General features: G+C 40.1%; 25 protein-coding genes and 1 pseudogene. 6 read left to right on the forward strand and 20 right to left on the reverse strand.

From position 1 onward, the window contains the following. Positions 1-13: 13 nt before the first annotated feature. From SK629_RS07050 to SK629_RS07080, 7 genes are all read right to left on the reverse strand, one after another. A complete protein-coding gene (locus SK629_RS07050; protein WP_042901207.1) occupies positions 14-1555 on the reverse strand; it encodes an ABC-F family ATP-binding cassette domain-containing protein in 1542 nt (513 codons plus the stop codon). A 1-nt stretch (position 1556) separates the two neighbouring features. Further along, complete coding sequence (locus tag SK629_RS07055) at positions 1557-2039, reverse strand: VanZ family protein (RefSeq protein ID WP_042901208.1); 483 nt, start codon at positions 2037-2039, stop codon at positions 1557-1559. Next, entirely contained in the window at positions 2039-3124 is a 1086-nt protein-coding gene (gene rlmN / locus SK629_RS07060; protein ID WP_000804762.1) for a 23S rRNA (adenine(2503)-C(2))-methyltransferase RlmN, read from the reverse strand. Before rlmN ends, SK629_RS07055 begins: the two co-directional genes overlap by 1 nt. A 19-nt stretch (positions 3125-3143) precedes the next feature. Further along, on the reverse strand, positions 3144-3674 hold the full coding sequence (locus SK629_RS07065; RefSeq protein ID WP_042901209.1) for a YutD family protein: 531 nt from the start codon (positions 3672-3674) through the stop codon (positions 3144-3146). A gap of 156 nt (positions 3675-3830) precedes the next feature. Next, a complete protein-coding gene (gene sodA, locus SK629_RS07070) occupies positions 3831-4436 on the reverse strand; it encodes a superoxide dismutase SodA (RefSeq protein WP_000974733.1) in 606 nt (201 codons plus the stop codon). A gap of 280 nt (positions 4437-4716) precedes the next feature. Further along, the gene (gene holA / locus SK629_RS07075; protein ID WP_042901210.1) at positions 4717-5754 is read right to left on the reverse strand and encodes a DNA polymerase III subunit delta; all 1038 of its coding nucleotides are present in this window, start codon (positions 5752-5754) and stop codon (positions 4717-4719) included. A 32-nt stretch (positions 5755-5786) separates the two neighbouring features. Next, positions 5787-6722, reverse strand: coding sequence for a dihydroorotate oxidase (locus SK629_RS07080; protein ID WP_042901211.1), 936 nt, complete (start codon positions 6720-6722; stop codon positions 5787-5789). Between the two features lie 225 nt (positions 6723-6947). Here SK629_RS07080 and gdhA point away from each other — a divergent pair, with 225 nt between their 5' ends. Next, positions 6948-8294 (forward strand): NADP-specific glutamate dehydrogenase, encoded by a 1347-nt coding sequence (gene gdhA / locus SK629_RS07085; RefSeq protein ID WP_042901212.1) that lies wholly within the window; start codon positions 6948-6950, stop codon positions 8292-8294. A 190-nt stretch (positions 8295-8484) separates the two neighbouring features. Here gdhA and SK629_RS11615 read toward each other — a convergent pair. After that, a protein-coding gene (locus SK629_RS11615) for an IS630 family transposase (protein WP_152639374.1) occupies positions 8485-9331 on the reverse strand; the annotation gives its coding sequence in 2 pieces (ribosomal slippage) (positions 8485-9013 and positions 9012-9331; 849 coding nt in all). 26 nt (positions 9332-9357) lie between these two features. Between SK629_RS11615 and SK629_RS12650 the strand changes: the two are divergent. After that, positions 9358-9727, forward strand: a pseudogene (locus SK629_RS12650) (hypothetical protein); the annotation flags it as partial. Here SK629_RS12650 and SK629_RS07100 read toward each other — a convergent pair. The 11 genes from SK629_RS07100 to SK629_RS07150 all read right to left on the reverse strand — a co-directional run bounded on the left by SK629_RS07100 (position 9699) and on the right by SK629_RS07150 (position 18203). After that, a complete protein-coding gene (locus tag SK629_RS07100) occupies positions 9699-10355 on the reverse strand; it encodes a CBS domain-containing protein (protein ID WP_042901214.1) in 657 nt (218 codons plus the stop codon). The pseudogene SK629_RS12650 and the gene SK629_RS07100 sit on opposite strands and share 29 nt — an antisense overlap. A gap of 309 nt (positions 10356-10664) precedes the next feature. Then, complete coding sequence (locus SK629_RS07105; RefSeq protein WP_000062200.1) at positions 10665-11375, reverse strand: ABC transporter ATP-binding protein; 711 nt, start codon at positions 11373-11375, stop codon at positions 10665-10667. After that, the gene (locus SK629_RS07110; protein WP_042901215.1) at positions 11375-12139 is read right to left on the reverse strand and encodes an ABC transporter ATP-binding protein; all 765 of its coding nucleotides are present in this window, start codon (positions 12137-12139) and stop codon (positions 11375-11377) included. The genes SK629_RS07105 and SK629_RS07110 overlap by 1 nt, the downstream gene beginning before the upstream one ends. Continuing rightward, complete coding sequence (locus SK629_RS07115; protein WP_042901217.1) at positions 12139-13095, reverse strand: branched-chain amino acid ABC transporter permease; 957 nt, start codon at positions 13093-13095, stop codon at positions 12139-12141. The genes SK629_RS07110 and SK629_RS07115 overlap by 1 nt, the downstream gene beginning before the upstream one ends. Positions 13096-13098: 3 nt before the next feature. Then, entirely contained in the window at positions 13099-13968 is an 870-nt protein-coding gene (locus SK629_RS07120) for a branched-chain amino acid ABC transporter permease (RefSeq protein ID WP_042901218.1), read from the reverse strand. 116 nt (positions 13969-14084) lie between these two features. After that, the gene (locus SK629_RS07125; protein ID WP_042901220.1) at positions 14085-15245 is read right to left on the reverse strand and encodes an ABC transporter substrate-binding protein; all 1161 of its coding nucleotides are present in this window, start codon (positions 15243-15245) and stop codon (positions 14085-14087) included. A 66-nt stretch (positions 15246-15311) separates the two neighbouring features. After that, positions 15312-15599 carry a YlbG family protein gene (locus SK629_RS07130; protein ID WP_042901221.1) on the reverse strand — a complete coding sequence of 96 codons (288 nt, stop codon included), beginning with the start codon at positions 15597-15599 and terminating at the stop codon, positions 15312-15314. 78 nt (positions 15600-15677) lie between these two features. Further along, a complete protein-coding gene (clpP, locus tag SK629_RS07135; protein ID WP_000613475.1) occupies positions 15678-16268 on the reverse strand; it encodes an ATP-dependent Clp protease proteolytic subunit ClpP in 591 nt (196 codons plus the stop codon). A 173-nt stretch (positions 16269-16441) separates the two neighbouring features. Further along, positions 16442-17071, reverse strand: coding sequence for a uracil phosphoribosyltransferase (gene upp, locus SK629_RS07140; protein WP_000515974.1), 630 nt, complete (start codon positions 17069-17071; stop codon positions 16442-16444). Between the two features lie 88 nt (positions 17072-17159). Further along, positions 17160-17627, reverse strand: a complete 468-nt coding sequence (locus SK629_RS07145) for a deoxycytidylate deaminase (protein ID WP_000136973.1) — start codon at positions 17625-17627, stop codon at positions 17160-17162. Between the two features lie 18 nt (positions 17628-17645). After that, positions 17646-18203, reverse strand: coding sequence for a TetR/AcrR family transcriptional regulator (locus SK629_RS07150; protein WP_000004136.1), 558 nt, complete (start codon positions 18201-18203; stop codon positions 17646-17648). Between the two features lie 124 nt (positions 18204-18327). Here SK629_RS07150 and SK629_RS07155 point away from each other — a divergent pair, with 124 nt between their 5' ends. Genes SK629_RS07155 through SK629_RS07165 form a run of 3 tightly spaced genes read left to right on the forward strand, consistent with a single transcriptional unit; the run spans position 18328 to position 20973 of the window. Beyond that, the gene (locus SK629_RS07155) at positions 18328-19173 is read left to right on the forward strand and encodes a DegV family protein (protein ID WP_042901223.1); all 846 of its coding nucleotides are present in this window, start codon (positions 18328-18330) and stop codon (positions 19171-19173) included. A gap of 57 nt (positions 19174-19230) precedes the next feature. Then, positions 19231-20403, forward strand: coding sequence for an NAD(P)/FAD-dependent oxidoreductase (locus SK629_RS07160; RefSeq protein ID WP_042901225.1), 1173 nt, complete (start codon positions 19231-19233; stop codon positions 20401-20403). 48 nt (positions 20404-20451) lie between these two features. After that, the gene (locus SK629_RS07165) at positions 20452-20973 is read left to right on the forward strand and encodes a DUF1697 domain-containing protein (protein ID WP_042901226.1); all 522 of its coding nucleotides are present in this window, start codon (positions 20452-20454) and stop codon (positions 20971-20973) included. Positions 20974-21014: 41 nt separating this feature from the next. Here the strand turns inward: SK629_RS07165 and SK629_RS07170 are convergent, their stop codons facing one another. Next, entirely contained in the window at positions 21015-21755 is a 741-nt protein-coding gene (locus tag SK629_RS07170; protein ID WP_042901228.1) for a MerR family transcriptional regulator, read from the reverse strand. A 235-nt stretch (positions 21756-21990) separates the two neighbouring features. Between SK629_RS07170 and SK629_RS07175 the strand changes: the two genes are divergently transcribed. Continuing rightward, positions 21991-23331: a sodium-dependent transporter gene (locus tag SK629_RS07175; RefSeq protein ID WP_042901230.1), complete on the forward strand. Its 1341-nt coding sequence runs from the start codon at positions 21991-21993 to the stop codon at positions 23329-23331. Positions 23332-23362: the final 31 nt, after the last annotated feature.

Here is a 23362-nt window from a genome sequence, read left to right on the forward strand (position 1 = left end):
TTTATCCTCATTTTTAAGTTAGCTTGTTAAAATCCCAGATTTGGTCCATCCAGCCTTCATAAAAGTCTGGTTCGTGACAGACCATAAGAATCGATCCCTTGTATTCTTTGAGAGCGCGTTTGAGTTCATCCTTGGCATCCACATCCAAGTGGTTGGTCGGCTCGTCCAGCACTAAAACGTTGTTTTCACGATTCATCAAGAGACAAAAACGAACCTTAGCTTGTTCCCCACCTGACAAGACCTGAATTTGGCTTTCAATATGCTTGGTTGTCAAACCGCAACGGGCAAGGGCTGCACGGACTTCAGCTTGGTTAAGTGCAGGAAAGGCATTCCAGACAGCTTCAAGTGGTGTTTGACGATTACCACCTTCTACTTCCTGCTCAAAATAACCTAGTTCTAGGTAGTCACCGCGTTCCACTTCCCCAGTGATTGGCGGGATAATTCCCAAAAGAGACTTCAAGAGAGTTGTTTTCCCAATACCATTTGCTCCGATAATGGCAACCTTTTGATTGCGTTCAAAGGTAAGATTTAAAGGCTTAGTCAGAGGACGGTCATAACCAATTTGCAAATCCTTGGCTTGGAAAATAAAGCGCCCTGGTGTACGAGCCGGTTTAAAATCAAAGGACGGCTTTGGTTTCTCACTTTGCAGTTCGATAATATCCATCTTATCCAATTTCTTCTGACGAGACATGGCCATGTTTCGTGTTGCAACACGCGCTTTGTTTCGAGCGACAAAGTCTTTTAGGTCTGCAATCTCTTTCTGCTGACGTTCGTAGGCCGCCTCTAGCTGAGATTTCTTCATAGCATAGACTTCTTGGAACTGGTAGTAGTCACCAGAGTAACGCGTCAGCTGTTGATTTTCCACATGATAGACGATATTAATCACATCATTGAGGAATGGAATATCATGTGAAATAAGAACAAAGGCATTCTCATAGTTTTGGAGATAGCGCTTGAGCCAGTCAATATGCTCAGCATCCAAGTAGTTGGTTGGCTCGTCCAGAAGTAAGATATCAGGCTTTTCAAGGAGGAGCTTGGCCAAAAGCACTTTGGTTCTTTGCCCACCTGACAAAGAAGTTACATCCGTATCCATACCAAAGTCCATGACACCAAGAGCACGCGCCACTTCGTCAATCTTAGCATCCAAGGTATAGAAATCACGACTCTCCAGACGATCTTGGAGTTCGCCCACTTCTTCCATGAGAGCATCAACATCCGCTCCGTCTTCAGCCATTTCCATATAAAGGTCATTGATACGGGCTTCAGCTTTGAATAGCTCATCAAAGGCTGTACGGAGAACATCACGAACAGATTGGCCTTCAGCAAGGACAGAGTGCTGGTCCAAATAACCAGCCGTCACATATTTAGACCATTCGACTTTCCCTTCATCTGGCAACATCTTACCAGTCACAATGCTCATAAAGGTTGATTTTCCTTCACCATTAGCACCGACTAGACCGATATGTTCTCCCTTGAGGAGACGGAAGGACACATCTTCAAAAATTGCACGGTCACCAAAACCGTGACTCAGATTTTTAACTTCTAAAATACTCATTTTAATTCCTTATCTTGTTTTTATGTAATTGTTTATAGAGGAGCCAAGCCAAATATCCACCCAAGGTGTTGGTCCACAAATCATCAATCTCAAAGACGCGATTGAAATCAAAGAAAAAGTCCAAGACCAACTGCGTACACTCAATTCCAAGACTAACTAGAAAACTGAAAAGAAGAACCCTTTTTGTTTTCCTTAAGTTTGGAAAGAGATAAAGGAGTTGGAAGACCAGAGGAAAAAGCAAGAAGACATTGAGGATATTTTGTAAAAAAATCCAGCATAATTGTCCCACATCACTCACTTCACTCAGTTTCCAGAAAGAATTGAAAGGAGTCAAAAGAAAAACCAGGCGTCCAAGATGCTGAATACCTGGAGTTTCCACTCCTACGGGAGAATGTTCTTGAGGAGTAAAACAAAAGTAGACGATACAAATGCTATAGAAAATGACTCCCCAGACCAAAATATGATTATGAGTTTTCTTCATCATTAAGGATTGACTGCTGCGACTGCTTTCTGGCGGTCACGTTTCATTGTATTAGAACGCAATTGTCCACAAGCTGCATCAATATCAGTTCCATGTTCTTGACGAACCACACAGTTGACCCCTTTTTTCTTAAGAGTATCATAGAAGGCCATGACGCGCTCTTTTGGGCTACGACTATATTGGTCATGCTCACTAACTGGGTTATAAGGAATCAAGTTGACATAAGACAATTTCTTGATATTCTTGAGCAATTCAGCCAACTCAAGAGCCTGTTCTACACCATCATTGACTTCATTGAGCATGATATACTCAAAGGTTACACGGCGATTAGTTGTTTCAATATAGTACTCGATAGCGGCGAAGAGTTTTTCAATCGGAAAGGCACGGTTAATCTTCATGATGCTTGAGCGCAATTCATTGTTAGGTGCATGAAGAGAAACGGCAAGATTGACCTGAACTCCTTCATTAGCAAAATCACGGATCTTGTGAGCCAATCCAGATGTTGAAACTGTAATATGTCGAGCACCGATTGCCATTCCCTTGTCATCATTGATGGTACGGACGAAATTCAAAACATTGTTGTAGTTATCAAATGGTTCACCGATTCCCATGACAACGATATGGCTGACGCGCTCATCCTGACCACGCTCATCAAAATATTTCTGAACCAGCATGATTTGCGCTACGATTTCACCGTTATTGAGGTCACGTTGTTTCTTAATCAATCCAGAAGCACAGAAGGTACAACCAATATTACAGCCGACCTGAGTTGTCACACAGACAGACAAGCCATAATGCTGGCGCATAAGCACCGTCTCAATCAACATACCATCTGGTAATTCAAAAAGATATTTAACTGTCCCATCAGCAGACTCTTGAACAATACGTTGTTTCAAGGGATTGACCACAAACTGGTCATTAAGCTTAGCAATCAAATCCTTGGAAAGGTTGGTCATCTCTTCAAATGACTGGACACGTTTACGGTAAAGCCATTCCCAGATTTGATCTGCACGGAATTTCTTTTCTCCCTGCTCCAATACCCATTCCTGCATGGTTTGACGTGTTAAACTATAAATTGACGGTTTCATTTCTTCTCCTTATTACTACTCACTTCTGACGAATGACAAAATGACGTTGTCCCTTGTCCTCTTTCTGAGAATGCTGGTCTTTCTGACGACGTCTATTTTTCTTATCTGCATTCGGTTTTCGTTTTGTTTGAGCCGATTTCTTTCCTTTTCTAGAAGGTGTTTCTTCTTCCTTCTTACGCATTTTCTTGTCAAATGATGCTCGCTTAGGGGCTTCATTTTCTAAGACAAAATAGGCACAACCATAACTACAATACTCTAAAAGGTAGTCTTGTAAACGACTGATTTTTTCAAGTTTTTCTTCTGTTCGATCATCCTTATAAAAACCTCGTAGGCGAAGCTGTTCGTTGCTCCAGTCTCCCACGATATAATCAAACTTGGTTAAGACTTCTGAAAAACGCTGATTAAAAGCCGTCACATCAAAGGCATCCTTGATATTTTCCACCAAGGAAAAAGCTATCCCTTCCGTTTCGACCTTGTCCCCATGTAAATGGAACTCAGGACCAGGAAACTTGTTATAGTTGTATAATTCAGGTGCAATTTCTTTTCGCATAGATATCCTTTTTTCACGATTACTTAATACTTTATTCTACCATAATTTCTAGCAGTTAGCACGTTTCTCATAAAAATGAAAAAAGTCTGACGATTTTGTCAGACAAAAATCATATAACCTAAAAAAGAGAAGAACCATTCTTCCCTCCAACTATCATTATTTAGCAGCTGCGTACAATTCATCTACTTTGTTCCAGTTGATCACTGAGAAGAAAGCTTTGATGTAGTCAGGACGCACGTTGCGGTATTTCACGTAGTAAGCATGTTCCCAAACGTCCAAGCCCAAGATTGGTTTTTTACCTTCTGAGATTGGTGTGTCTTGATTTGCTGTTGAAGTCACTTCAAGTTTACCTTCTTTGTTGACAACCAACCATGCCCAGCCAGAACCAAAACGAGTTGTTGCTGCTGCAGTGAAGGCTGCTTGGAATTCTTCAAATGAACCAAATGTTGCATCGATTGCTGCTGCAAGTTCTGCTGATGGAGCTGTTTTCTCAGGAGTCATCAATTCCCAGAAAAGAGCGTGGTTCAAGTGTCCACCACCGTTGTTAATAAGTGCTTGACGGATATCAGCTGGGATAGATTCTACATCAGCAAGCAAGGCTTCAAGGTCTTCACCGATTTCAGGGTGTTTTTCAAGAGCTGCATTAGCATTGTTGACATAAGTTTGATGGTGTTTGTCATGGTGCAAGTGCATTGTTTCCGCATCAATGTATGGTTCCAAAGCGTCGTATGCATATGGAAGATCTGGTAAGATAATAGCCATCTGTAATACCTCTTTTTCTTTCTATATGAAAATGATAACGCAAACATTCACTTTTTTCAAGTTTTTTGCTTATAGATGAAGAAATCACTGAAATACTTTCTAATAAAACAAGCAAATCAGCAAGAAACCCACAACAAGATAATCCTGACGCGGGCTAAAATTTTTTCAGATAGTATCGTATGTTGAAATAAGATTTGAACAAATTAATTATCAAAATAAAATTAATTTCTAGAAATGTTTTAGCATCCGTAGTGTACTATTCCAGTTTCAATCTATTATATCAATTGATCTGACTAGCAATCTGTAGGAGTGCCTTTTCAAAAAGGAAACCTTTTTCATAAAGACCTGTTTTAATCTGATAGTCAGTCTCAATCAAATAAGAAATAGCTTGCTTCAGAAAGCTCAAGGAAAGTCCTCGCGAATCTCTCAGCGCAAACTTAATTTGATAGAGATTAGGAGTGCGTCCTAGATAGCCACCTAGACTACTTGCAATCTGCGCTTCTGTTTGCCCAGACTCCGCCAAAATCTTCACCTGAGTAAAAGTCCGAAATTGTCCTAACATGACTGCAATCAACTTGATTTCGTCTTCCCCTTGCAAGGTCAAATCTCTAACCAAGTCACGTGCCTGATCCATCTTTTTAGTCAGAATATACTGAGTTAAATCAAAAATATTGTCCTGTAAAGTCTTGGGAATAGCATTGACAATATCCTCTTCCTCGATAACAGAATCTGCCTTATAGGACTGTAAAAAGAGGAGATTTTTCTGGATTTCACTAAATTGAAAACCAGACTTGATGAGGAGATTTTCAAAAGAATTATTAGCAAACTGCAGACCTTGTTTCTGGCTCCACTTTTGGAAATACTGGCGCAATTCTTGTTCTTTGGCTTCTACTGCATCAAAAACCTTGGCATCACGCTTAAGTAATTTGACCAACCGTCTCTTGCTATCAAGTTTTCCTTCCGCAAAGATCAACAACTTGGTTGTTGGCGAAGGATTGTCAAGATATTCTTCAAATGACTTGAGCTCATCATCTGTCAAAAAGCGCTTTTTAGCAGTTGTGATATCGACAAAATGGTCTAATATCACGATTTTCTCATCCGCAAAGAAAGGAAGGCTGACCAATTCCAGTTCCACTTCCTTATAGACCACTTCTTTCATATCAAAGTAGGCTAAGTTGAGGTCTGCAGAATCATAACCAATCTGTTTCAGCACTTGACTTTTCATAACTTCAAACTGACCCTGATCTGTTCCTGTAAATAGGCTCAGACTCGGTAAATTTGCTAAAGTCAACTTCTGACTTTCTTCAATGGCTAGCATCTTCTCTCCTTTCTTCTGATTTTTTGGTTCATTTAGTCAATATAGCGCAATTTCCCACGGAAATCTTCTAGGCTCTCGTACCCTTTTTCCGTCATGATTGCTTTTAGTTCATTGGTAATACGTTCAAAAGCACCGACGCCTTCTTTGTGAAGGGTAGTACCTACCTGTACCATACTAGCTCCACAGAGGATATGTTCAAAGGCATCTCGACCAGTCAGAACGCCACCTGTTCCAATGATTTGGATTTGAGGATTTAAGCGTTGATAGAAGGCGTGAACATTAGCTAGAGCAGTCGGCTTGATATACTCTCCACCAATCCCACCAAAACCATTCTTAGGACGAATCACGACCGACTCGTCTTCTATATAGAGGCCGTTTCCGATAGAGTTAACGCAGTTGACAAACTTGAGCGGGTATTTGTTGAAAATCGCTGCTGCCTGGTCAAAGTGAACAATGTCAAAATATGGTGGCAATTTAATTCCAAGAGGTTTGGTAAAGTAGGCAAATACTTCTGCCAAGATTCGGTCAGTTGTCTCAAAATCATAGGCAATCTGAGGTTTTCCTGGAACATTTGGGCAGGAAAGATTTAGCTCAATCAGACCACGAAAGTCACTCTCTTGGACTTTTTTCAAGATAGTATGGGTTTCCTCTGGAGACATTCCAACTAGAGATAGGAAGAAAGTTCGGTTTGGCTCTTTTTCCTGTAAATCCAAAAGATAGTCCAAATAATAGTCTAAGCCATTATTTGGCAAGCCCATAGAGTTGATAGAACCAAGTGGAACATCTTGGTATCGTGGCTCAGGATTTCCCTGACGAAAGTCCAAGGTCGCTGTCTTAGTGACAAAGGTTCCCGCTGCTGAGTTTTTAACTCCTTCTAACTCCTCTATCGTCATACAAGCCACACCTGCTGCATTCATCAAACAATTGTCAAACTCAAAACCAGCAATTTGTGTTTTCGTTGATACCATGATTCTAATCCTCCAGATTCCTTTTATTGCTAATATTATACCATATTTTCATATTTTCTCTTTGAGAAAGATATTTCCAAGAAAAAGGTTCGTATTTTATGAATTAAAGAAAAATCTGAACCAAATTGATAGAATTTTTAGAAAATTTTTGTTTTTCTCTTTACAGTTAAAAAAAATTCTGCTATAATGACACACATAATTAAATTAGAATTTAAGGAGAACAATATGACATCTGCTAAAGAATATATCCAAAGCGTGTTTGAAACTGTAAAAGCTCGTAACGGGCACGAGGCTGAATTCCTCCAAGCTGTTGAAGAATTTTTCAACACTTTGGAACCTGTATTTGAAAAACATCCTGAGTATATCGAAGAAAATATCTTGGCACGCATTACTGAGCCAGAGCGCGTGATTTCTTTCCGTGTTCCTTGGGTTGACCGTAATGGAAAAATTCAAGTAAACCGTGGTTACCGTGTTCAATTCAACTCAGCTGTTGGACCATACAAAGGCGGACTTCGTTTCCACCCAACTGTAAACCAAGGGATTTTGAAATTCCTCGGATTTGAACAAATCTTTAAAAACGTCTTGACTGGACTTCCAATCGGTGGAGGAAAAGGTGGATCAGACTTCGATCCTAAAGGTAAAACAGATGCTGAAGTGATGCGTTTCTGCCAAAGCTTCATGACTGAATTGCAAAAACACATCGGACCATCACTTGACGTACCTGCTGGTGATATCGGTGTTGGTGGACGTGAAATTGGTTACCTTTACGGTCAATACAAACGCCTTAACCAATTTGATGCTGGTGTCTTGACTGGTAAACCTCTTGGATTTGGTGGTAGCTTGATTCGTCCAGAAGCAACTGGTTACGGTTTGGTTTACTACACTGAAGAAATGCTTAAAGCAAACGATAATAGCTTTGCTGGTAAGAAAGTGGTTATTTCAGGTTCTGGAAACGTAGCTCAATACGCTCTTCAAAAAGCGACTGAACTTGGTGCAACTGTTATCTCTGTATCTGACTCAAATGGTTATGTCATCGATGAAAACGGTATCGACTTCGATCTTTTAGTAGATGTTAAAGAAAAACGTCGTGCTCGCTTGACTGAGTATGCTGCTGAAAAAGCAACTGCAAGCTACCACGAAGGTTCTGTATGGACTTACGCTGGAAACTATGACATTGCGCTTCCATGTGCTACTCAAAACGAAATTAACGGTGAAGCAGCTAAACGTTTGGTTGCTCAAGGCGTTATCTGTGTATCTGAAGGTGCCAACATGCCAAGCGACCTTGATGCCATCAAAGTTTACAAAGAAAATGGTATCTTCTACGGACCTGCCAAAGCTGCCAACGCTGGTGGTGTAGCCGTTTCAGCCCTCGAAATGAGTCAAAACAGCCTTCGCCTCTCATGGACTCGTGAAGAAGTTGATGGACGTCTCAAAGATATCATGACAAACATCTTCAACACAGCTAAAACAACTTCAGAAACATATGGTCTTGATAAAGACTACCTCGCAGGAGCTAACATTGCTGCCTTTGAAAATGTAGCAAATGCTATGATTGCACAAGGTATTGTTTAAGAATTACCAAGAGACTGGGATAATAGTCCCTTACTCATTGTGTAAGCAATAGACTAAGGATACCCTTAGCGATATTTATACATATTATACCATGAATTTTACAAACGATAAAAGAGGCTGGGCAAAAACCCACTTCTAACTATCAAAAAACGAGCATCTCCAACTACGGAAATGCTCGTTTTTTATATAGTCATTTAGTTTTAAAAAAGCACTCCAAACATTCAAAAATATTTGAGACTTCCCTTAATAAATCCGTCACTTTCTTTTTCAATATAGCCCACGCTTGCTCAATAGGATTCAAATCTGGTGAATAAGGTGGTAGAGGTAAAAAAAAGTGTTTATCTTGAATGCAAAGTTCATCCAAAATGTTCTTGGGATGAAAACTAGCATTGTCCATGACAATGACATGAGGTGTCTTCAAAGCAGGCAGGAGTTGCGTTTTGAACCACTCCACAAAGAAGTCACTCGTCATGCTCTCCTTATAAATCATGGGAGCTATAAACTCACCATCTACTTGTCCTGCAACAATTGAAGTCCGCTCAAAACGCCGTCCGCTAATCTTTTCATAGACTTTCTCCCCTCTAGGAGCCCGTGCATAAGGACGATAGAGGTAGAGATCGATTCCCGTTTCGTCAATATAAACAAGTGCTAGATGCTTTAAACTATTAAAATTTTTAAGAAATAAAGCTACTTTTTCTGGGTCTTGTTCATAGTAGGTGTGGTTCTTTTTTTCGAGTGTAGCCCATAGCTTTGAGAGCATAGTGGATAGTAGTTGGATGACAGTCAAATTCAGAAGCTATTTCAGTCAAATAAGCGTCTGGATTGTCAGTAAGATAGTTTTTAAGTCTATCTCTATCAACCTTTCTTGGTTTTGTTCCTTTTACTTGATGGTTTAATTCTCCTGTTTTCTCTTTTAGCTTTAACCAGCCATAAATGGTATTACGTGAGATTTGGAAAATGTGTGATGCTTCTGTTATACTACCAGTTCGCTCACAATAAGAGAGAACTTTTTTACGAAAATCTATTGAATAGGCCATAAGAAGATTATACCACATTATGTACTATTTTTGGTTCAGTTTACTATATTTTTGGCTTGCGCAGAGTGCATGTCAGAGGTAAACAAGCTGTCGCAACAGAGATAGGATTCATCTTCATGATCATGAATATCACTAATACTCAATGAGAATCAAAGAGCAAACTAGCCACAGGCTATACTTGAGTAAGATAAGGCGACGTTGACGAGGTTTGAAGAGATTTTCGAAGAGTATAAATTGGCCAAGAATCTAGCCTCTAAAACATCCACTATTCAAAAACCACACAGTGTTTCTTTCAGCTTGATTGGATTCAAGACTGGAATCACTGTGTGGTTTTATTTAGAAGCGAGTTTTTGCCCAACCTCCCTCCTTATAAAACTTTCGCAGAAGTACGACTGATCTCTTCCACTTGAATATTTTCAGCTTCAAATTTTTGCTTTAAGGCTGTTAAATCAACTGAGCCATCAATTTGAACTTCAATAATCACCTTACCATCCTTACGTGGGATATTTACTGTATGAGAGATATTCAAATTTTCTTCAACGATTAGAGAAACAATCTTACCGAGAACGCCGACTTCATTTTCCGTAACAAAGCGCACACGAATTCCTTCTTCACCGTAACCAGCAATTTCAAGAAAGGCTTGGAAAACGTCACGATCAGTAATTACTCCGTAGACTTGATGATTATCTACTACAGGAAGAATACCAATCTTGTTTTTCAACATCAAATAAGTTGCATCTTCTAGACTCGCATAGCCTGAAACAGTGACAACATCACGAATCATAACATCTTTTACTTTTGTCTTATTTAGAAGATAATTCATCTCATAGATAGAAAGACTTGTTGCTTTTGATGGACTAGCTTGGGCAATGGTTCCCTCGGTTACCAAACCAACCAATTGATCATTTTCGATAACAGGCAAGCGGTGTAATCCTTGCTCTCTCATCAAATCTGCTGCATGAGATACTGTTGTATCTGGACTAATATAAACTACCTTGCGGGTCATAAAATCTTTAACTGCCATGAGACTTCTCCTTTTCTATTCTTATCCCTATTATACAATCTTTTTGTAAATCTATCAAACGCTTACATTTCTTTTTCAAAATTCAGAAAAGTATGAATAAGCTAGCAAAAAGAGCTCTAAAATCGAGCTCTCTGAATGAAGGTAAGATACGTTTCATTCTATTCTATTTCAATGATTAGGAGCTAACCTTCCAGTGCAGATGAGAATTGCTTCACAGTCTCTATCTGCCGACTAAAAAGGTCCCCAGGACTATAATGATGATTACTTCGTAATCTTCATTTGCAACCTAAACTAGTCTCCCAGACTAGTTTAGCCACCTAGATATGCTTTTCTGACTTCTTCTGATGAGGCGAGTTCTTTTCCTGTTCCTGATAGGACGATTTTTCCTGTTTCCAGTACATAGCCTCGGTCAGAGATTGCGAGTGCCTTATTGGCATTTTGTTCAATCAATAGGACGGTTGTCCCTTGTTTCTGGATATCTTGAATAATATCAAAAATCTCTTGGATAAAGATTGGGGCAAGTCCCATTGATGGTTCATCTAAAAGAAGAAGTTTTGGTGTTGACATAAGAGCACGTCCCATGGCAAGCATTTGTTGTTCCCCTCCTGAAAGAGTAGCTGCATCTTGGTTCTTGCGTTCTTCAAGACGTGGGAAACGTGAAAAGACCTTCTTCAAGTTAGCTTGATTTTCTTCACGATTTTTCTTTAAGAAAGCACCCATTTCTAGATTTTCCATAACTGTCAATCCAGGGAAGACGTGGCGTCCTTCTGGTACTTGTGAAAGTCCACCTGCCACGATTTTTTGAGCTGGCATTTTTTGGATTTCTTGACCTAAAAATTCAATCTTTCCTGAGCTTGGTCGAACTAGACCTGACAAAGTACGGAGAATAGTTGTCTTACCAGCACCATTGGCACCGATAAGGGAAACAACTTCTCCTTCATTAACTTCAAAGCTTACATCACGGACTGCTTGGATCATGCCGTAATGCACAGAAAGATTATCAACTTTTAACATAGACATTAGGCTTCACCTCCTAGATAAGCTTCAATAACACGTTTATTGGTCTTAATTTCGTCTGGAGTTCCCTGAGCAATCAAACGACCGTATTCAAGTACGTAGATACGTTCTGTTACTTCCATAACCAGATTCATATCGTGTTCAATCAGCATGATCGTAATCTTAAATTCATCTTTGATACGACGAATTAACTCAGTCAATTCAGCTGTCTCCTGCGGGTTCATACCTGCGGCTGGTTCATCTAAAAAGAGAATTTTAGGTTCTGTAGCGAGGGCACGAACAATTTCCAAACGACGTTGTTGTCCGTAGGCAAGATTTTTAGCAAGAGTTTCTGCATCACCATCTAAATCAAAGATTTTCAGCAATTCCAAAGCTTTAGCCTTTAATTCTTTTTCACTCTTGTAAAAAACTGGTAAGCGTAAGAAACTAGCAAAAACATGTTGCTTGTGATGGTTGCCAAAGGCAATCAAAACATTGTCCAAAACGGTTAAATCTTTAAAAAGACGGATATTTTGAAAAGTACGTCCAAGTCCCAAAGAAGCAATCTTATAAGGTGCCTTTCCATTCAAAAGATGACCATCAAGGGTAACTGTTCCCTCACTTGGTTCATAAACACCCGTCAAGAGGTTGAAAAGAGTGGTTTTACCAGCTCCGTTTGGACCGATTAGTCCAACCAATTCCCCTTCGTTCAATTCAAGAGTCACATCTCCAACAGCTGTTAGACCGCCAAAATGTTTGGTTAACTGTTTTACTTCAAGTAATGCCATTAGTTTTGTTCCTCCTTCTTAGATTTTTTAAAGAAACGTGATAGGCTCAATTCCCATGTTCCAAGGAGTCCACCTGGTCTGAAAATCATTACCAATACCAAGGCCAAAGCATAAATAATCATACGCACGCTAGCAACATCTTGGAGAAGCATATTCAAAATTCCCAGAACAATCGCTGAAACAATAGCACCTGTAATAGAACCAAGTCCACCAAATACTACAATGATCAAAACGTTGATTGAGTTGATAAAGGTGTAATCTTTTGGTACAACTGAACCGATAAATCCTGCCTGAAGTGATCCTGCAATACTTGCAGTAATGGCACCAAATACGAAAGCGATGATTTTAATCTTAGTCGTATTAACCCCAACTGACTCAGCAGCGATTTCATCCTCACGAACAGAGAGGGTTGAACGACCAATTGGACTACGCAAGAAGTTCAAGGTTGCAATGGTTGTAATCACGACAAATAAGTAAACCATTTGCCAAGTTGTAAAGTTTGGAATTCCCAAGATACCTGCCGCACCATTTGTAAGACTTCCACCATTGATGATAAAGATACGGATAATTTCAGAAACACCTAGAGTCGCTACCGCAAGATAGTCCCCCTTCAAACGTAAGGTTGGAATGCCGACAAGCAAGGCAACCGCTCCTGAAAGCAAAGCCCCTACCAGCATGGCTCCAAAGAAGGCACCGTAGGTTGGTGATTTAGATCCAATAATAGCTGCTGCATAGGCACCAATCGCCATGAAACCAGCATGACCAAGTGAAAATTGTCCTGAAAAACCAACGATTAAGTTGAGACCAACAGCCAAAATAATATTAATTCCAATTTGTTGTAAAATCTGTACATAGAATAGGTTAAGTACTCCGACTGAAACCAGTACACTAATCAAGCCATAGCCAGCTAACAAAAGGAGTAACCATAGAATATTAACTTTTAAATTTTCTTTCATCGTTTACACCTTCTCTTTCACATTTTTACCAAGGATACCAGCTGGGCGGACAATCAAGATTAACAACAAGATTCCATAAACAATGGCATCACGGAAATCTGACATTCCAAAAGCTGTCGCAAAGGTTTCCAATAGACCAATTACAAAGCCACCGAGAGCCGCACCAGGAATGATTCCGATACCACCAAGTACTGCGGCAACGAAAGACTTAAGACCTGGAGTAACCCCCATCAAAGGCTCAAGAGAGTTATAATAGAGGGCAATCAGAACACCTGCCGCACCCGCAAGAGCTGAACCCAAAGCAAAGGTAAAGCTGATAGTACGGTTTACATTGATCCCCATCAATTGTGCCGCATCACTATCTACAGATACTGCACGCATTGCTTTCCCCATCTTAGTCTTTTGGACAATGACTTGTAACAAAATCATCAAAATCAAGGAAATCGCCAAAATCATTAACTGTACATTCGTTAAGCTAATTGGTCCCAAATCATAGCGAACTGTTTGAATCGCTTGAGGGAAGGCACGGGTATTGGCACCAACCAGATAGACCATGCCATACTCCAGTAGAAAAGAAACCCCAATAGCCGTAATCAAAACAGCAATACGAGTAGAGTGGCGCAAAGGTCGGTAAGCAAGAAACTCAATCACGACACCAAGAATGGCTGTCGCTAGCATAGCTACAATAAGCGCTATAAAGAAATTCATTTGAAAAGAATTAATCAAGAAATAACCGATAAAGGCTCCCATCATATAAATATCACCATGGGCGAAGTTGATGAGCTTGATAATCCCGTAAACCATGGTATACCCTAGAGCTAACAGTGCATAAACACTACCTAGAATCAAACCATTTACTAGTTGTTGGAGCATAAGATTCACTCTTTCTATTTATAATTTCGAGGGTTTTCCCTCACTTTTTGATAGGTTCTTAAACATCGAAACAGGGAGTGAGTCAAAGGCTCATTCCCTATTTCAACATTTTTCTATTATGGTTTTACAACCTCTGCTGCTTCAACCTTACCATTGTTCATAGTCATCATGTAAGCAGTTTTGACTGTGTTGTGGTCTGCATCGAAGCTTGTTTTACCAGTTACACCTTCAAAGTCTTTTGTTTTAGCAAGATTATCCTTGATTTCACCTGAGTTTTTAGCACCTTTTGCTGCGTTTGCTACAAGGTAAACTGAATCATAAGCCAAGGCTGCAAATGTTGAAGGCTCTTCATTGTACTTAGCACGATAAGCATCAAGGAAGGCTTTGGCTTTAGCTGAAACTTCTACAGTAGTTGAGAAGCCTGAGATAAAGTAGATGTTTGATGCTTTTTCAGCAGTTGCTTGTTGTACAAACTCTTCACCGTTGAATCCATCACCACCAACAATTGGTTTGTCAATTCCCATACCACGAGCTTGGTTTACAATTTTTCCAGCTTCAGTGTAGTAACCAGGAAGAACGATCGCATCAAAGTCTTTCCCTTTCATTTTTGTAAGGGCTGCTTGGAAGTCTGTATCACCTGCTACGAAAGTTTCATCTGCAACGATTTCACCCTTGTATGACTCACGGAAAGATTTAGCGATACCTTTAGCATAGTCACTAGCATTGTCAGTGTAAAGAACGACTTTCTTAGCGTTTAATTTTTCAGAAACATAGTTTGAGATAATTTTTCCTTGGAAGCTATCTTGGAAAGTTCCGATAAAGAGATAATCTTGACCTTTAGTCAATCCATCTTGAGTAGCACTTGGCGAAATCAATGGGACACCTGCTTTTGTAGCGTTCGCTACCGCGGCTGCAGTTGCACCAGATGTCGCAGGTCCTACGATTGCTGATACTTTAGATTGGGTTACAAGGTTAGTTGTTACTGAAGCAGCCTCAGCTGTTTCAGACTTGTTATCTTTATCGACTACTTCGATTTGTTTTCCATCAATACCACCTGCGGCATTGATTTCATCAACGGCAAGTTGGGCACCTTTTTGTTCAGATGTTCCGTAGGCAGCTACGGCACCAGTTTCTTCGAAGTTAAATCCGATTTTGATTGTCTTTTCATCTACTGAGTTACCAGCAGCGTTTGACGCTCCAGACTTCACTTCTCCACAGGCTGCAAGAAGTGCTACACTTGCAAGCGCCACAAACGATAGGGCAAATTTTTTCTTCATCTTTTTTGTCTCCTTATTTCTTAAATAAATAGCATGTTAAGAATATACCGAATTATCAGAAAATTGTCAACACTTTTCTTGGATTTTTTCAATGATAACGTTTTCTTCTCGATAAAGATTACCAACAAATGGCGTCTCCAACTCTTGAATGTGACAAGCTCTAACTTTTTTTATAAACTTTTCCTTGCTCAAGCGCCCGACTAATTGCTCCACTTCTTGAGTTGGAACATAAAGTTGCAAGTAACGATGCTTCTTGGAATGATAGGTAATATCTCCATAATCCTGCAGTTTTTTTGCATCACGATTATAGTAAAGATAGATAATCAAGCCAGATCGATTGACTTTTTCAAACATGATAAATCCTCTTTCTAAGAAATCTCCCCCTATTATACCAAAAAAAGCAAACCCAGTCGAGTTTGCCTTCTTTAGTCATTAGTTTAATGAATTGTTGGCCATGATTTCATCAATGAAGCCATATTCAAGTGTTTCTTGAGCGCTCATCCAGTTATCGCGTTCAGCATCCGCATGGACTTTTTCGATTGACTGACCTGAATTTTCAGCCAAGATTTTTTCCAAGGTATTACGAGTTTTAAGCAAGTGTTCTGCAGCAATCGCCATATCGGTTTGTTGAGTACCACCACCTGTACCACCCATTGGTTGGTGGATCATGTACTCAGCATTTGGAAGCATGAAACGTTTGCCTTTTGCTCCACTTGATGCGATGACTGTACCCATAGATGCAGCCATTCCCATAACGATGGTTTGGACATCTGCCTTGATAAAATTCATAGTATCAACGATTGCCAAACCAGCTGAAACAGAACCACCAGGTGTGTTTACATAAAGGTAAATATCTTTTGTACTATCTTGGGCATCCAAGAAAAGCAACTGGGCAATAACAGAGTTAGCCATATTGTCTTCAACTGGACCTGTCAGCATAATGATGCGGTCTTTGAGAAGACGTGAGTAAATATCGTAGGAACGTTCTCCTCGGCTTGTTTGTTCAATAACTACAGGAATCATTTATTTCTCCTTTTGAGTTTTAATTTTGTTGGTCAAATGACTGAAGATAAGACTATTATAATATCTTGGTCAAAAAAGGTCAAATTTTTGCTCTGTTTTCATTAGACAGAAACAAAAATTCAACCTCCTTTCGTGACTGGAACTTCTTTTCCAAGTCAATCTTCTTTTCTATCTTATTTCGTACCGAACAAGCGGTCTCCAGCATCTCCAAGACCTGGAACGATATAACCGTGTTCGTTCAAGCGTTCATCCAAGGCTGCTGTAAAGATTTCTACATCTGGATGAGCTTCTTGAAGGGCTTTTACACCTTCTGGAGCAGATACAAGGCAGACAAATTTGATATTTGATGCGCCACGTTTTTTAAGTGAGTCAACGGCCAAGATTGCTGATCCACCTGTTGCCAACATTGGGTCTACTACAAAAATTTGACGTTGGTCAATATCTTCAGGCAATTTTACCAAGTACTCAACTGGTTGAAGTGTTTCTTCATCACGGTACATACCGATGTGACCAACTTTAGCAGCTGGAACCAAGCTCAAGAGACCATCAACCATCCCGATACCTGCGCGCAAGATTGGAACGATGGCCAATTTCTTACCTGCCAATTGTTTTTGAACTGTTTTTGTAATTGGTGTTTCGATTTCCACATCTTCTAGTGGAAGATCACGAAGTACTTCATACCCCATCAACATTGCAATCTCATCTACTAGCTCACGAAAAGCTTTTGTAGAAGTATCTGTACGACGCAAGATTGACAATTTGTGTTGAATCAGCGGGTGATTAATAACTTCAATTTTTCCCATTTTTGGAATTCCTTCTTTCAATTTATTCTTCTTATTATACCAAAAAACGGTTTAAAAATCTTTCTAAACCATTTATTTTTGATAATTTTTACATTAGATCAGCCTCTTTAAGAGCGGCCTGTACTGTCTCAAGTGGTAAATGGGTCAATTCTGTCCCTTTTTCTTGATAAAGGTATTGGGCATAGTCATCCATTCGGTACTGGTTGATGTAAACTACACGCTTGCATCCGACCTGCAGCAATTGTTTTGTACAGTTCAGACAAGGAAAATGGGTCACATAGGCTGTAAAGCCTTTAGGAACACCACGTTCTGCACCTTGAAGGATAGCATTGACCTCAGCGTGAAGGGTGCGAACACAGTGGCCTTCGATGACCAGACATTCGTGATCAATACAATGCTCGGTTCCTGACACTGAACCATTGTAACCAGTGGAAATCACCTTATTATCCTTAACCAGAATTGCGCCCACTTTGGCACGTTTACAAGTGGAACGATTGGCAATTAGTAGAGCTTGGGCTGCAAAATACTCATCCCAGGCTAATCTTTTTTCTGTCATCTCTTTTCTCCTATTTCTCTATTTTTTAAAAAATGGTAACCGTAAATCCGCAATCTTTTCAGCAGGTACCTTCATGCCATCCTTGATCCATTTTAAGAGGACAGAGACAATGGCCGAGCTCCAGAAGGAATGAAGATAAGAGCTGACACCTTTTGATTTTCCATGGTATTTTTCTAGAAATTCCTGCATGGCTTGGACAAAGATTTTTTCCAGATGGTAATCCAAGGCCAGTTGAATCACTCTGGCTTCCTTTCTTGCCTCGCGGAAAAGGTGAACCCATACCAGATAAAGGTCTGTCTTTAAATCATAATGATGTAGCTGTTCCATGATATTGTGGACAGTTCGTTTGAAGACGCTTTCTAAAATCTCCTCTTTAGAATCATAATTGCGATAAAAGGCCGCACGCGAAACGCCTGCACGCTTGACCAATTCAGAAATACTAATCTTGGTCAAGTCCTTTTTTTCCAAGAGTTGCAAAAGGGCTGTTTCAATGGCTTCTCTGGTTAATAAATTGGATTCTTGGTTTGATTTTCTGAGATTTTCAAGAGATTTTTCAGAGATTCTACGTTCAGACATAACATTTTCTTTCTACTTGTCACAACAGACGGATGAGGCTTTTGTTTCAAGGGCTTTCATGATATAATTGTAAAAAAAGACAGAACCTTTGTCAATGTATAACTGACAAAGATGGAGAATTTCTATGACTTGGAAGATTATTGCTGACTCTGGTTGTGATTATCGTCAACTGGAAACACCAGCTATTGACACGACCTTTGTAAGTGTTCCCTTAACCATTCAAGTAGCTGATCAGGTCTTTGTTGATGATGCCAGTCTTGACATTGACCAAATGATGGAAACCATGTATGCAACTGCAGAAGCTTCAAAATCAGCTTGTCCAAGCCCAGATGATTATTTGCGAGCATTTGAAGGAGCCAAAAACATTTTCCTAGTAACCATCACAGGTACTCTTTCTGGCAGTCACAATAGTGCTCAACTAGCTAAGAATATTTATATGGAAGATCATCCTGACACTAAAATTCATGTGATTGATAGTTTGTCTGCTGGCGGTGAAGTTGACTTGCTCGTAGAAAAATTAAATGACTTGATTGACCAGGGCCTATCTTTTGAAGAAGTGGTTGAAGCTATCACAGCTTATCAAGAAAAAACCAAGTTGCTCTTTGTCCTAGCCAAAGTCGATAACTTGGTGAAAAACGGCCGTTTGAGCAAGCTTATCGGTACGGTCGTTGGTCTTCTCAACATCCGTATGGTTGGGGAAGCAAGTGAAACTGGAACCCTAGAACTGCTCCAAAAAGCGCGTGGACCAAAAAAATCCCTTCAAGCGGCCTATGAAGAGCTCATCAAGGCTGGCTATGCTGGTGGTCGAATTGTCATGGCTCATCGCAACAATGAAAAATTCTGTCAGCAATTGTCGGAACGCTTGCTGGAAACCTTCCCTCAAGCCAATATCAAAATCATTCCAACATCTGGTCTCTGCAGTTTCTATGCAGAAGATGGCGGTTTACTGATGGGATATGAAATTGATTAATTGCATTCTTGACAAGAGGTGACTTCATCTCTTGTTTTTTTGTGGTACAATAGATCTATGAAACATTTTGATACTATTGTCATCGGTGGAGGACCTGCTGGCATGATGGCTACAATTTCCAGTAGCTTTTATGGACAGAAAACCCTCCTCATCGAAAAAAATCGGAAACTTGGAAAAAAATTATCTGGGACTGGTGGGGGACGTTGCAATGTGACCAACAATGGTAGCTTGGACGACCTGCTAGCTGGCATCCCTGGAAATGGGCGCTTTCTCTACAGTGTCTTCTCCCAATTTGATAACCATGATATCATTAACTTTTTTACGGAAAATGGGGTTAAACTTAAGGTCGAAGACCACGGCCGCGTCTTTCCGGCCAGCGACAAATCACGAACTATAATCGAGGCTTTGGAAAAGAAAATTACTGAGCTAGGCGGTCAAGTCGCTACTCAAACCGAGATTGTTTCGGTTAAAAAGGTGGATGACCAATTTGTTCTTAAATCAGCTGACCAAAGCTTCACTTGTGATAAACTGATTGTCACAACTGGTGGAAAATCCTATCCTTCCACTGGTTCGACTGGTTTTGGACATGAGATTGCCCGTCATTTTAAACACACCATTACCGAACTTGAGGCTGCTGAAAGTCCATTATTAACGGATTTTCCACACAAAGCACTTCAGGGGATTTCACTAGACGATGTGACCTTAAGCTATGGAAAACATGTCATCACGCACGATCTGCTTTTTACCCACTTTGGTTTGTCTGGCCCTGCTGCTCTGCGTATGTCTAGCTTTGTCAAGGGTGGGGAGGTTCTCTCGCTAGATGTTTTGCCTCAACTTTCTGAAAATGACTTGGCTGCATTTCTAGAAGAAAATCGGGAAAAATCCTTGAAAAATGCTTTAAAAACCTTGTTACCAGAACGTTTGGCAGAATTTTTTGTGCAAGACTATCCTGAAAAAGTCAAACAATTGACTGAAAAGGAACGAGAACAACTTGTCCAGTCCATTAAAGGACTTAAAATTCCTATAACTGGTAAAATGTCTCTTGCTAAATCCTTTGTTACCAAAGGAGGTGTCAGTCTTAAGGAAATCAATCCTAAAACCCTTGAAAGTAAGCTGGTACCTGGACTCCATTTTGCTGGCGAAGTACTGGATATCAATGCCCACACGGGTGGCTTTAACATCACTTCTGCCCTCTGCACCGGCTGGGTGGCGGGATCAAACCCAATCTAAATATACATTACTAAACGGAACAATCCGCCCCAAAAGAAAGGAACTACTTTGGAACATATTATCTTGCTAAGGGGAGTGACTCCTAATGGAAAAAATGCTATCCCTAAAATGTCTTATCTAGTAGATATCTTGACAGAAGCTGGTTTTCAACAAGTTCGAACTTATATTCAAAGTGGAAATATTATTCTTGAAAGTAACTTAGCTCTCGAAGAAATACGAGAACAGGTTCATACTCTAATAAAGGAAAAAATTGGAGCCGATCTCAAAATAATCATTAAGAATAAGGATATTTTTAAAAACATTGTCCAAGAAAATCCGTTTGGAGAACACTATCTTTATGACCGTGTACACGTGATTTTTTATCAAGAACCTATTCAAAGTCTTCCTTTAGAAAAATTAAAAATTGATTACGGTGAAGAAGAAATTTGTGTCGGTAACCACTGTCTCTACCTCTATCTCCCTAGAACTGCAAAACAAAAAAAGCTCAATACTAACTATCTTGAAAAACTTTTCAATGTAGATTTGACCATGCGAAAACTAAATGTGGTAGAAAAATTATTAAGCAAGTAGTACTTGAATTTAGTAAAAATCGGAAGAATACTCCTCCGATTTTATTTTGTCTGAGTTTGGACATAGTGGGCAATGACATCTGATGTGTACTGGGCTGTTCCAGGTCCAAATTTGTCAATGTTTTCCTTAAACTCTGGGTTATAGACGTAGCCTTTACCGATATGACCGAATACCTCAATAGAGCAGTCAAATCCATAAGTACGAATGGCTTGCAAGAGTTTAGCGGCTTCTTCTTGATTTTCGGCTGCTGTTACAGGCAGACCAGCTTGGAGATTTTGTGCCAAGGCTTGAAAGACTTGGTTAAAGACAACCGTAGCCTCGTCTTCGTGACCTTTTTGGCGCTCCAGCGCTTGATCCATAACTTCTTGTCCATACTTCTCTACCGCCTCTTGGTGGTATTTTTGATGGTCTTGGTAGTTAAATCCAGCAAATTTATCTTGAATGCTCATTTCTCTTTCTCCTTTTTGTTCTTGAATGGTTTTTTGCAAGGTGAAAATCAAGGTATCCAGATGTTGCCTTTCTCGAGTCAAATAGTCCAACTGTCTGGTTAAATGGGGCAATAAATCTGTCCTTTCTTCCTTTAATAGCTCTGCTATTTTTTCCAAAGAAAAACCTAAATATTTGTAATAAAGAATGACCTGAAGGCGTTCCAAATCCTCCTGACTGTAGATTCGATAACCGTTTTCAGACTTTAAAGGAACTAAGAGTCCTATCTTATCGTAGTGGTGCAGGGTCTTGACAGAAACACCTGAAAGCTGCGCAGCTTCTTTTATATGGTACATGATTTCCTCCTTACAATGATAGTATAACTCCTCACCTTAGGTCAGAGTCAAGCGTTTTTGCGAAATTTTTTAACTTTATCATAACATGAAAATGGTTTTCTTGACAGACCTTAGAAAACATGATAGGATAGTCAAGTCTATCAATCAAAAGAAAAGCTCATTTTGAGTACTTATGAGGCTATTTGCCAAGGGCAGTAGCTTTTTCTTTTGTAATACTAATTTTAGGAGTTTAACTATGTCTGAAAAATCGCAATGGGGTTCTAAACTGGGCTTTATCCTAGCATCTGCTGGTTCAGCCATCGGACTTGGTGCCGTTTGGAAATTCCCCTACATGACTGCTGCTAACGGTGGAGGAGGCTTTTTACTAGTCTTTCTCATCTCCACTATTCTAATCGGTTTCCCCCTACTGCTTGCTGAGTTTGCCCTCGGCCGTAGTGCTGGTGTCTCTGGGATTAAAACCTTTGGAAAACTAGGCAAGAATAGTAAGTACAACTTTATCGGTTGGATTGGTGCCTTTGCCCTTTTTATCCTCTTATCATTTTACAGTGTTATCGGAGGATGGATTCTGGTTTATCTGGGTATTGAGTTTGGAAAATTGTTCCAACTTGGCGGAACGGATGATTATGCTCAGTTATTTACTTCAATCATTTCAAATCCAGCCATTGCCCTAGGAGCTCAAGCAGCCTTTATCCTGTTGAATATCTTTATTGTATCACGTGGTGTTCAGAAAGGGATTGAAAGAGCATCTAAGGTTATGATGCCCCTGCTCTTTATCATCTTTGTTGTCATCATCGGGCGCTCTCTCAGTTTGCCAAATGCCATGGAAGGCGTTCTTTACTTCCTCAAACCAGACTTCTCTAAGCTAACTAGTGCTGGTCTCCTCTATGCTCTGGGTCAATCTTTCTTTGCCCTCTCACTAGGGGTTACAGCCATGCTGACCTATGCCTCCTACTTGGACAAGAAAACCAATCTGGTCCAGTCAGGGATTTCCATTGTTGCCATGAATATCTCAGTATCCATCATGGCAGGTCTAGCCATTTTCCCAGCCATGTCCTCCTTCAACATCCAGTCTGAAGGAGGACCAAGCCTGCTCTTTATCGTCTTGCCTCAACTCTTTGACAAGATGCCTTTTGGAACCATTTTCTACATCCTTTTCCTCTTACTCTTCCTCTTTGCGACGGTCACTTCTTCTGTCGTGATGCTGGAAATCAATGTGGGGAATATCACTGATCAGGACAACAGCAAGCGTGCTAAATGGAGTGCTATTTTAGGAATCTTGACCTTTATCTTTGGAATTCCTTCAGCCCTTTCCTACGGTGTTATGGCGGATGTTCACATCTTTGGGAAGACCTTCTTTGACGCGATGGATTTCTTGGTTTCCAATCTTCTCATGCCATTTGGAGCCCTCTGCCTTTCACTTTTTACAGGCTATATCTTCAAAAAGGCTCTTGCTATGGAGGAACTCCATCTTGATGAAAGAGCCTGGAAACAGGGACTTTTCCAAGTCTGGCTCTTCCTTCTTCGTTTCATCATTCCAATCATCATCATCGTGGTCTTCATCGCCCAATTTATGTAATCAAAAAGGACTTGAGTAATGAACTCAGGCC

This window comes from Streptococcus mitis, from assembly GCF_000722695.1.
GTDB lineage: Bacteria > Bacillota > Bacilli > Lactobacillales > Streptococcaceae > Streptococcus > Streptococcus mitis_O.

Bases quoted from the DNA above. Each gene is read 5' to 3' on its own strand.
- clpP (WP_000613475.1), bottom strand. From the start codon at position 16,268: ATGATTCCTGTAGTTATTGAACAAACAAGCCGAGGAGAACGTTCCTAC.
- sodA (WP_000974733.1), bottom strand. From the start codon at position 4,436: ATGGCTATTATCTTACCAGATCTTCCATATGCATACGACGCTTTGGAA.
- SK629_RS07155 (WP_042901223.1), top strand. From the start codon at position 18,328: ATGACTTGGAAGATTATTGCTGACTCTGGTTGTGATTATCGTCAACTG.
- SK629_RS07055 (WP_042901208.1), bottom strand. From the start codon at position 2,039: ATGATGAAGAAAACTCATAATCATATTTTGGTCTGGGGAGTCATTTTC.
- SK629_RS07145 (WP_000136973.1), bottom strand. From the start codon at position 17,627: ATGACAGAAAAAAGATTAGCCTGGGATGAGTATTTTGCAGCCCAAGCT.
- SK629_RS07125 (WP_042901220.1), bottom strand. From the start codon at position 15,245: ATGAAGAAAAAATTTGCCCTATCGTTTGTGGCGCTTGCAAGTGTAGCA.
- SK629_RS07115 (WP_042901217.1), bottom strand. From the start codon at position 13,095: ATGAAAGAAAATTTAAAAGTTAATATTCTATGGTTACTCCTTTTGTTA.
- SK629_RS07160 (WP_042901225.1), top strand. From the start codon at position 19,231: ATGAAACATTTTGATACTATTGTCATCGGTGGAGGACCTGCTGGCATG.
- gdhA (WP_042901212.1), top strand. From the start codon at position 6,948: ATGACATCTGCTAAAGAATATATCCAAAGCGTGTTTGAAACTGTAAAA.
- SK629_RS07110 (WP_042901215.1), bottom strand. From the start codon at position 12,139: ATGGCATTACTTGAAGTAAAACAGTTAACCAAACATTTTGGCGGTCTA.
- upp (WP_000515974.1), bottom strand. From the start codon at position 17,071: ATGGGAAAAATTGAAGTTATTAATCACCCGCTGATTCAACACAAATTG.
- SK629_RS07120 (WP_042901218.1), bottom strand. From the start codon at position 13,968: ATGCTCCAACAACTAGTAAATGGTTTGATTCTAGGTAGTGTTTATGCA.
- SK629_RS07080 (WP_042901211.1), bottom strand. From the start codon at position 6,722: ATGGTATCAACGAAAACACAAATTGCTGGTTTTGAGTTTGACAATTGT.
- SK629_RS07105 (WP_000062200.1), bottom strand. From the start codon at position 11,375: ATGTCTATGTTAAAAGTTGATAATCTTTCTGTGCATTACGGCATGATC.
- SK629_RS07130 (WP_042901221.1), bottom strand. From the start codon at position 15,599: ATGTTTGAAAAAGTCAATCGATCTGGCTTGATTATCTATCTTTACTAT.
- SK629_RS07150 (WP_000004136.1), bottom strand. From the start codon at position 18,203: ATGTCTGAACGTAGAATCTCTGAAAAATCTCTTGAAAATCTCAGAAAA.
- SK629_RS07170 (WP_042901228.1), bottom strand. From the start codon at position 21,755: ATGTACCATATAAAAGAAGCTGCGCAGCTTTCAGGTGTTTCTGTCAAG.
- SK629_RS07175 (WP_042901230.1), top strand. From the start codon at position 21,991: ATGTCTGAAAAATCGCAATGGGGTTCTAAACTGGGCTTTATCCTAGCA.
- holA (WP_042901210.1), bottom strand. From the start codon at position 5,754: ATGCTAGCCATTGAAGAAAGTCAGAAGTTGACTTTAGCAAATTTACCG.
- SK629_RS07050 (WP_042901207.1), bottom strand. From the start codon at position 1,555: ATGAGTATTTTAGAAGTTAAAAATCTGAGTCACGGTTTTGGTGACCGT.
- SK629_RS07100 (WP_042901214.1), bottom strand. From the start codon at position 10,355: ATGGCAGTTAAAGATTTTATGACCCGCAAGGTAGTTTATATTAGTCCA.
- SK629_RS07065 (WP_042901209.1), bottom strand. From the start codon at position 3,674: ATGCGAAAAGAAATTGCACCTGAATTATACAACTATAACAAGTTTCCT.
- rlmN (WP_000804762.1), bottom strand. From the start codon at position 3,124: ATGAAACCGTCAATTTATAGTTTAACACGTCAAACCATGCAGGAATGG.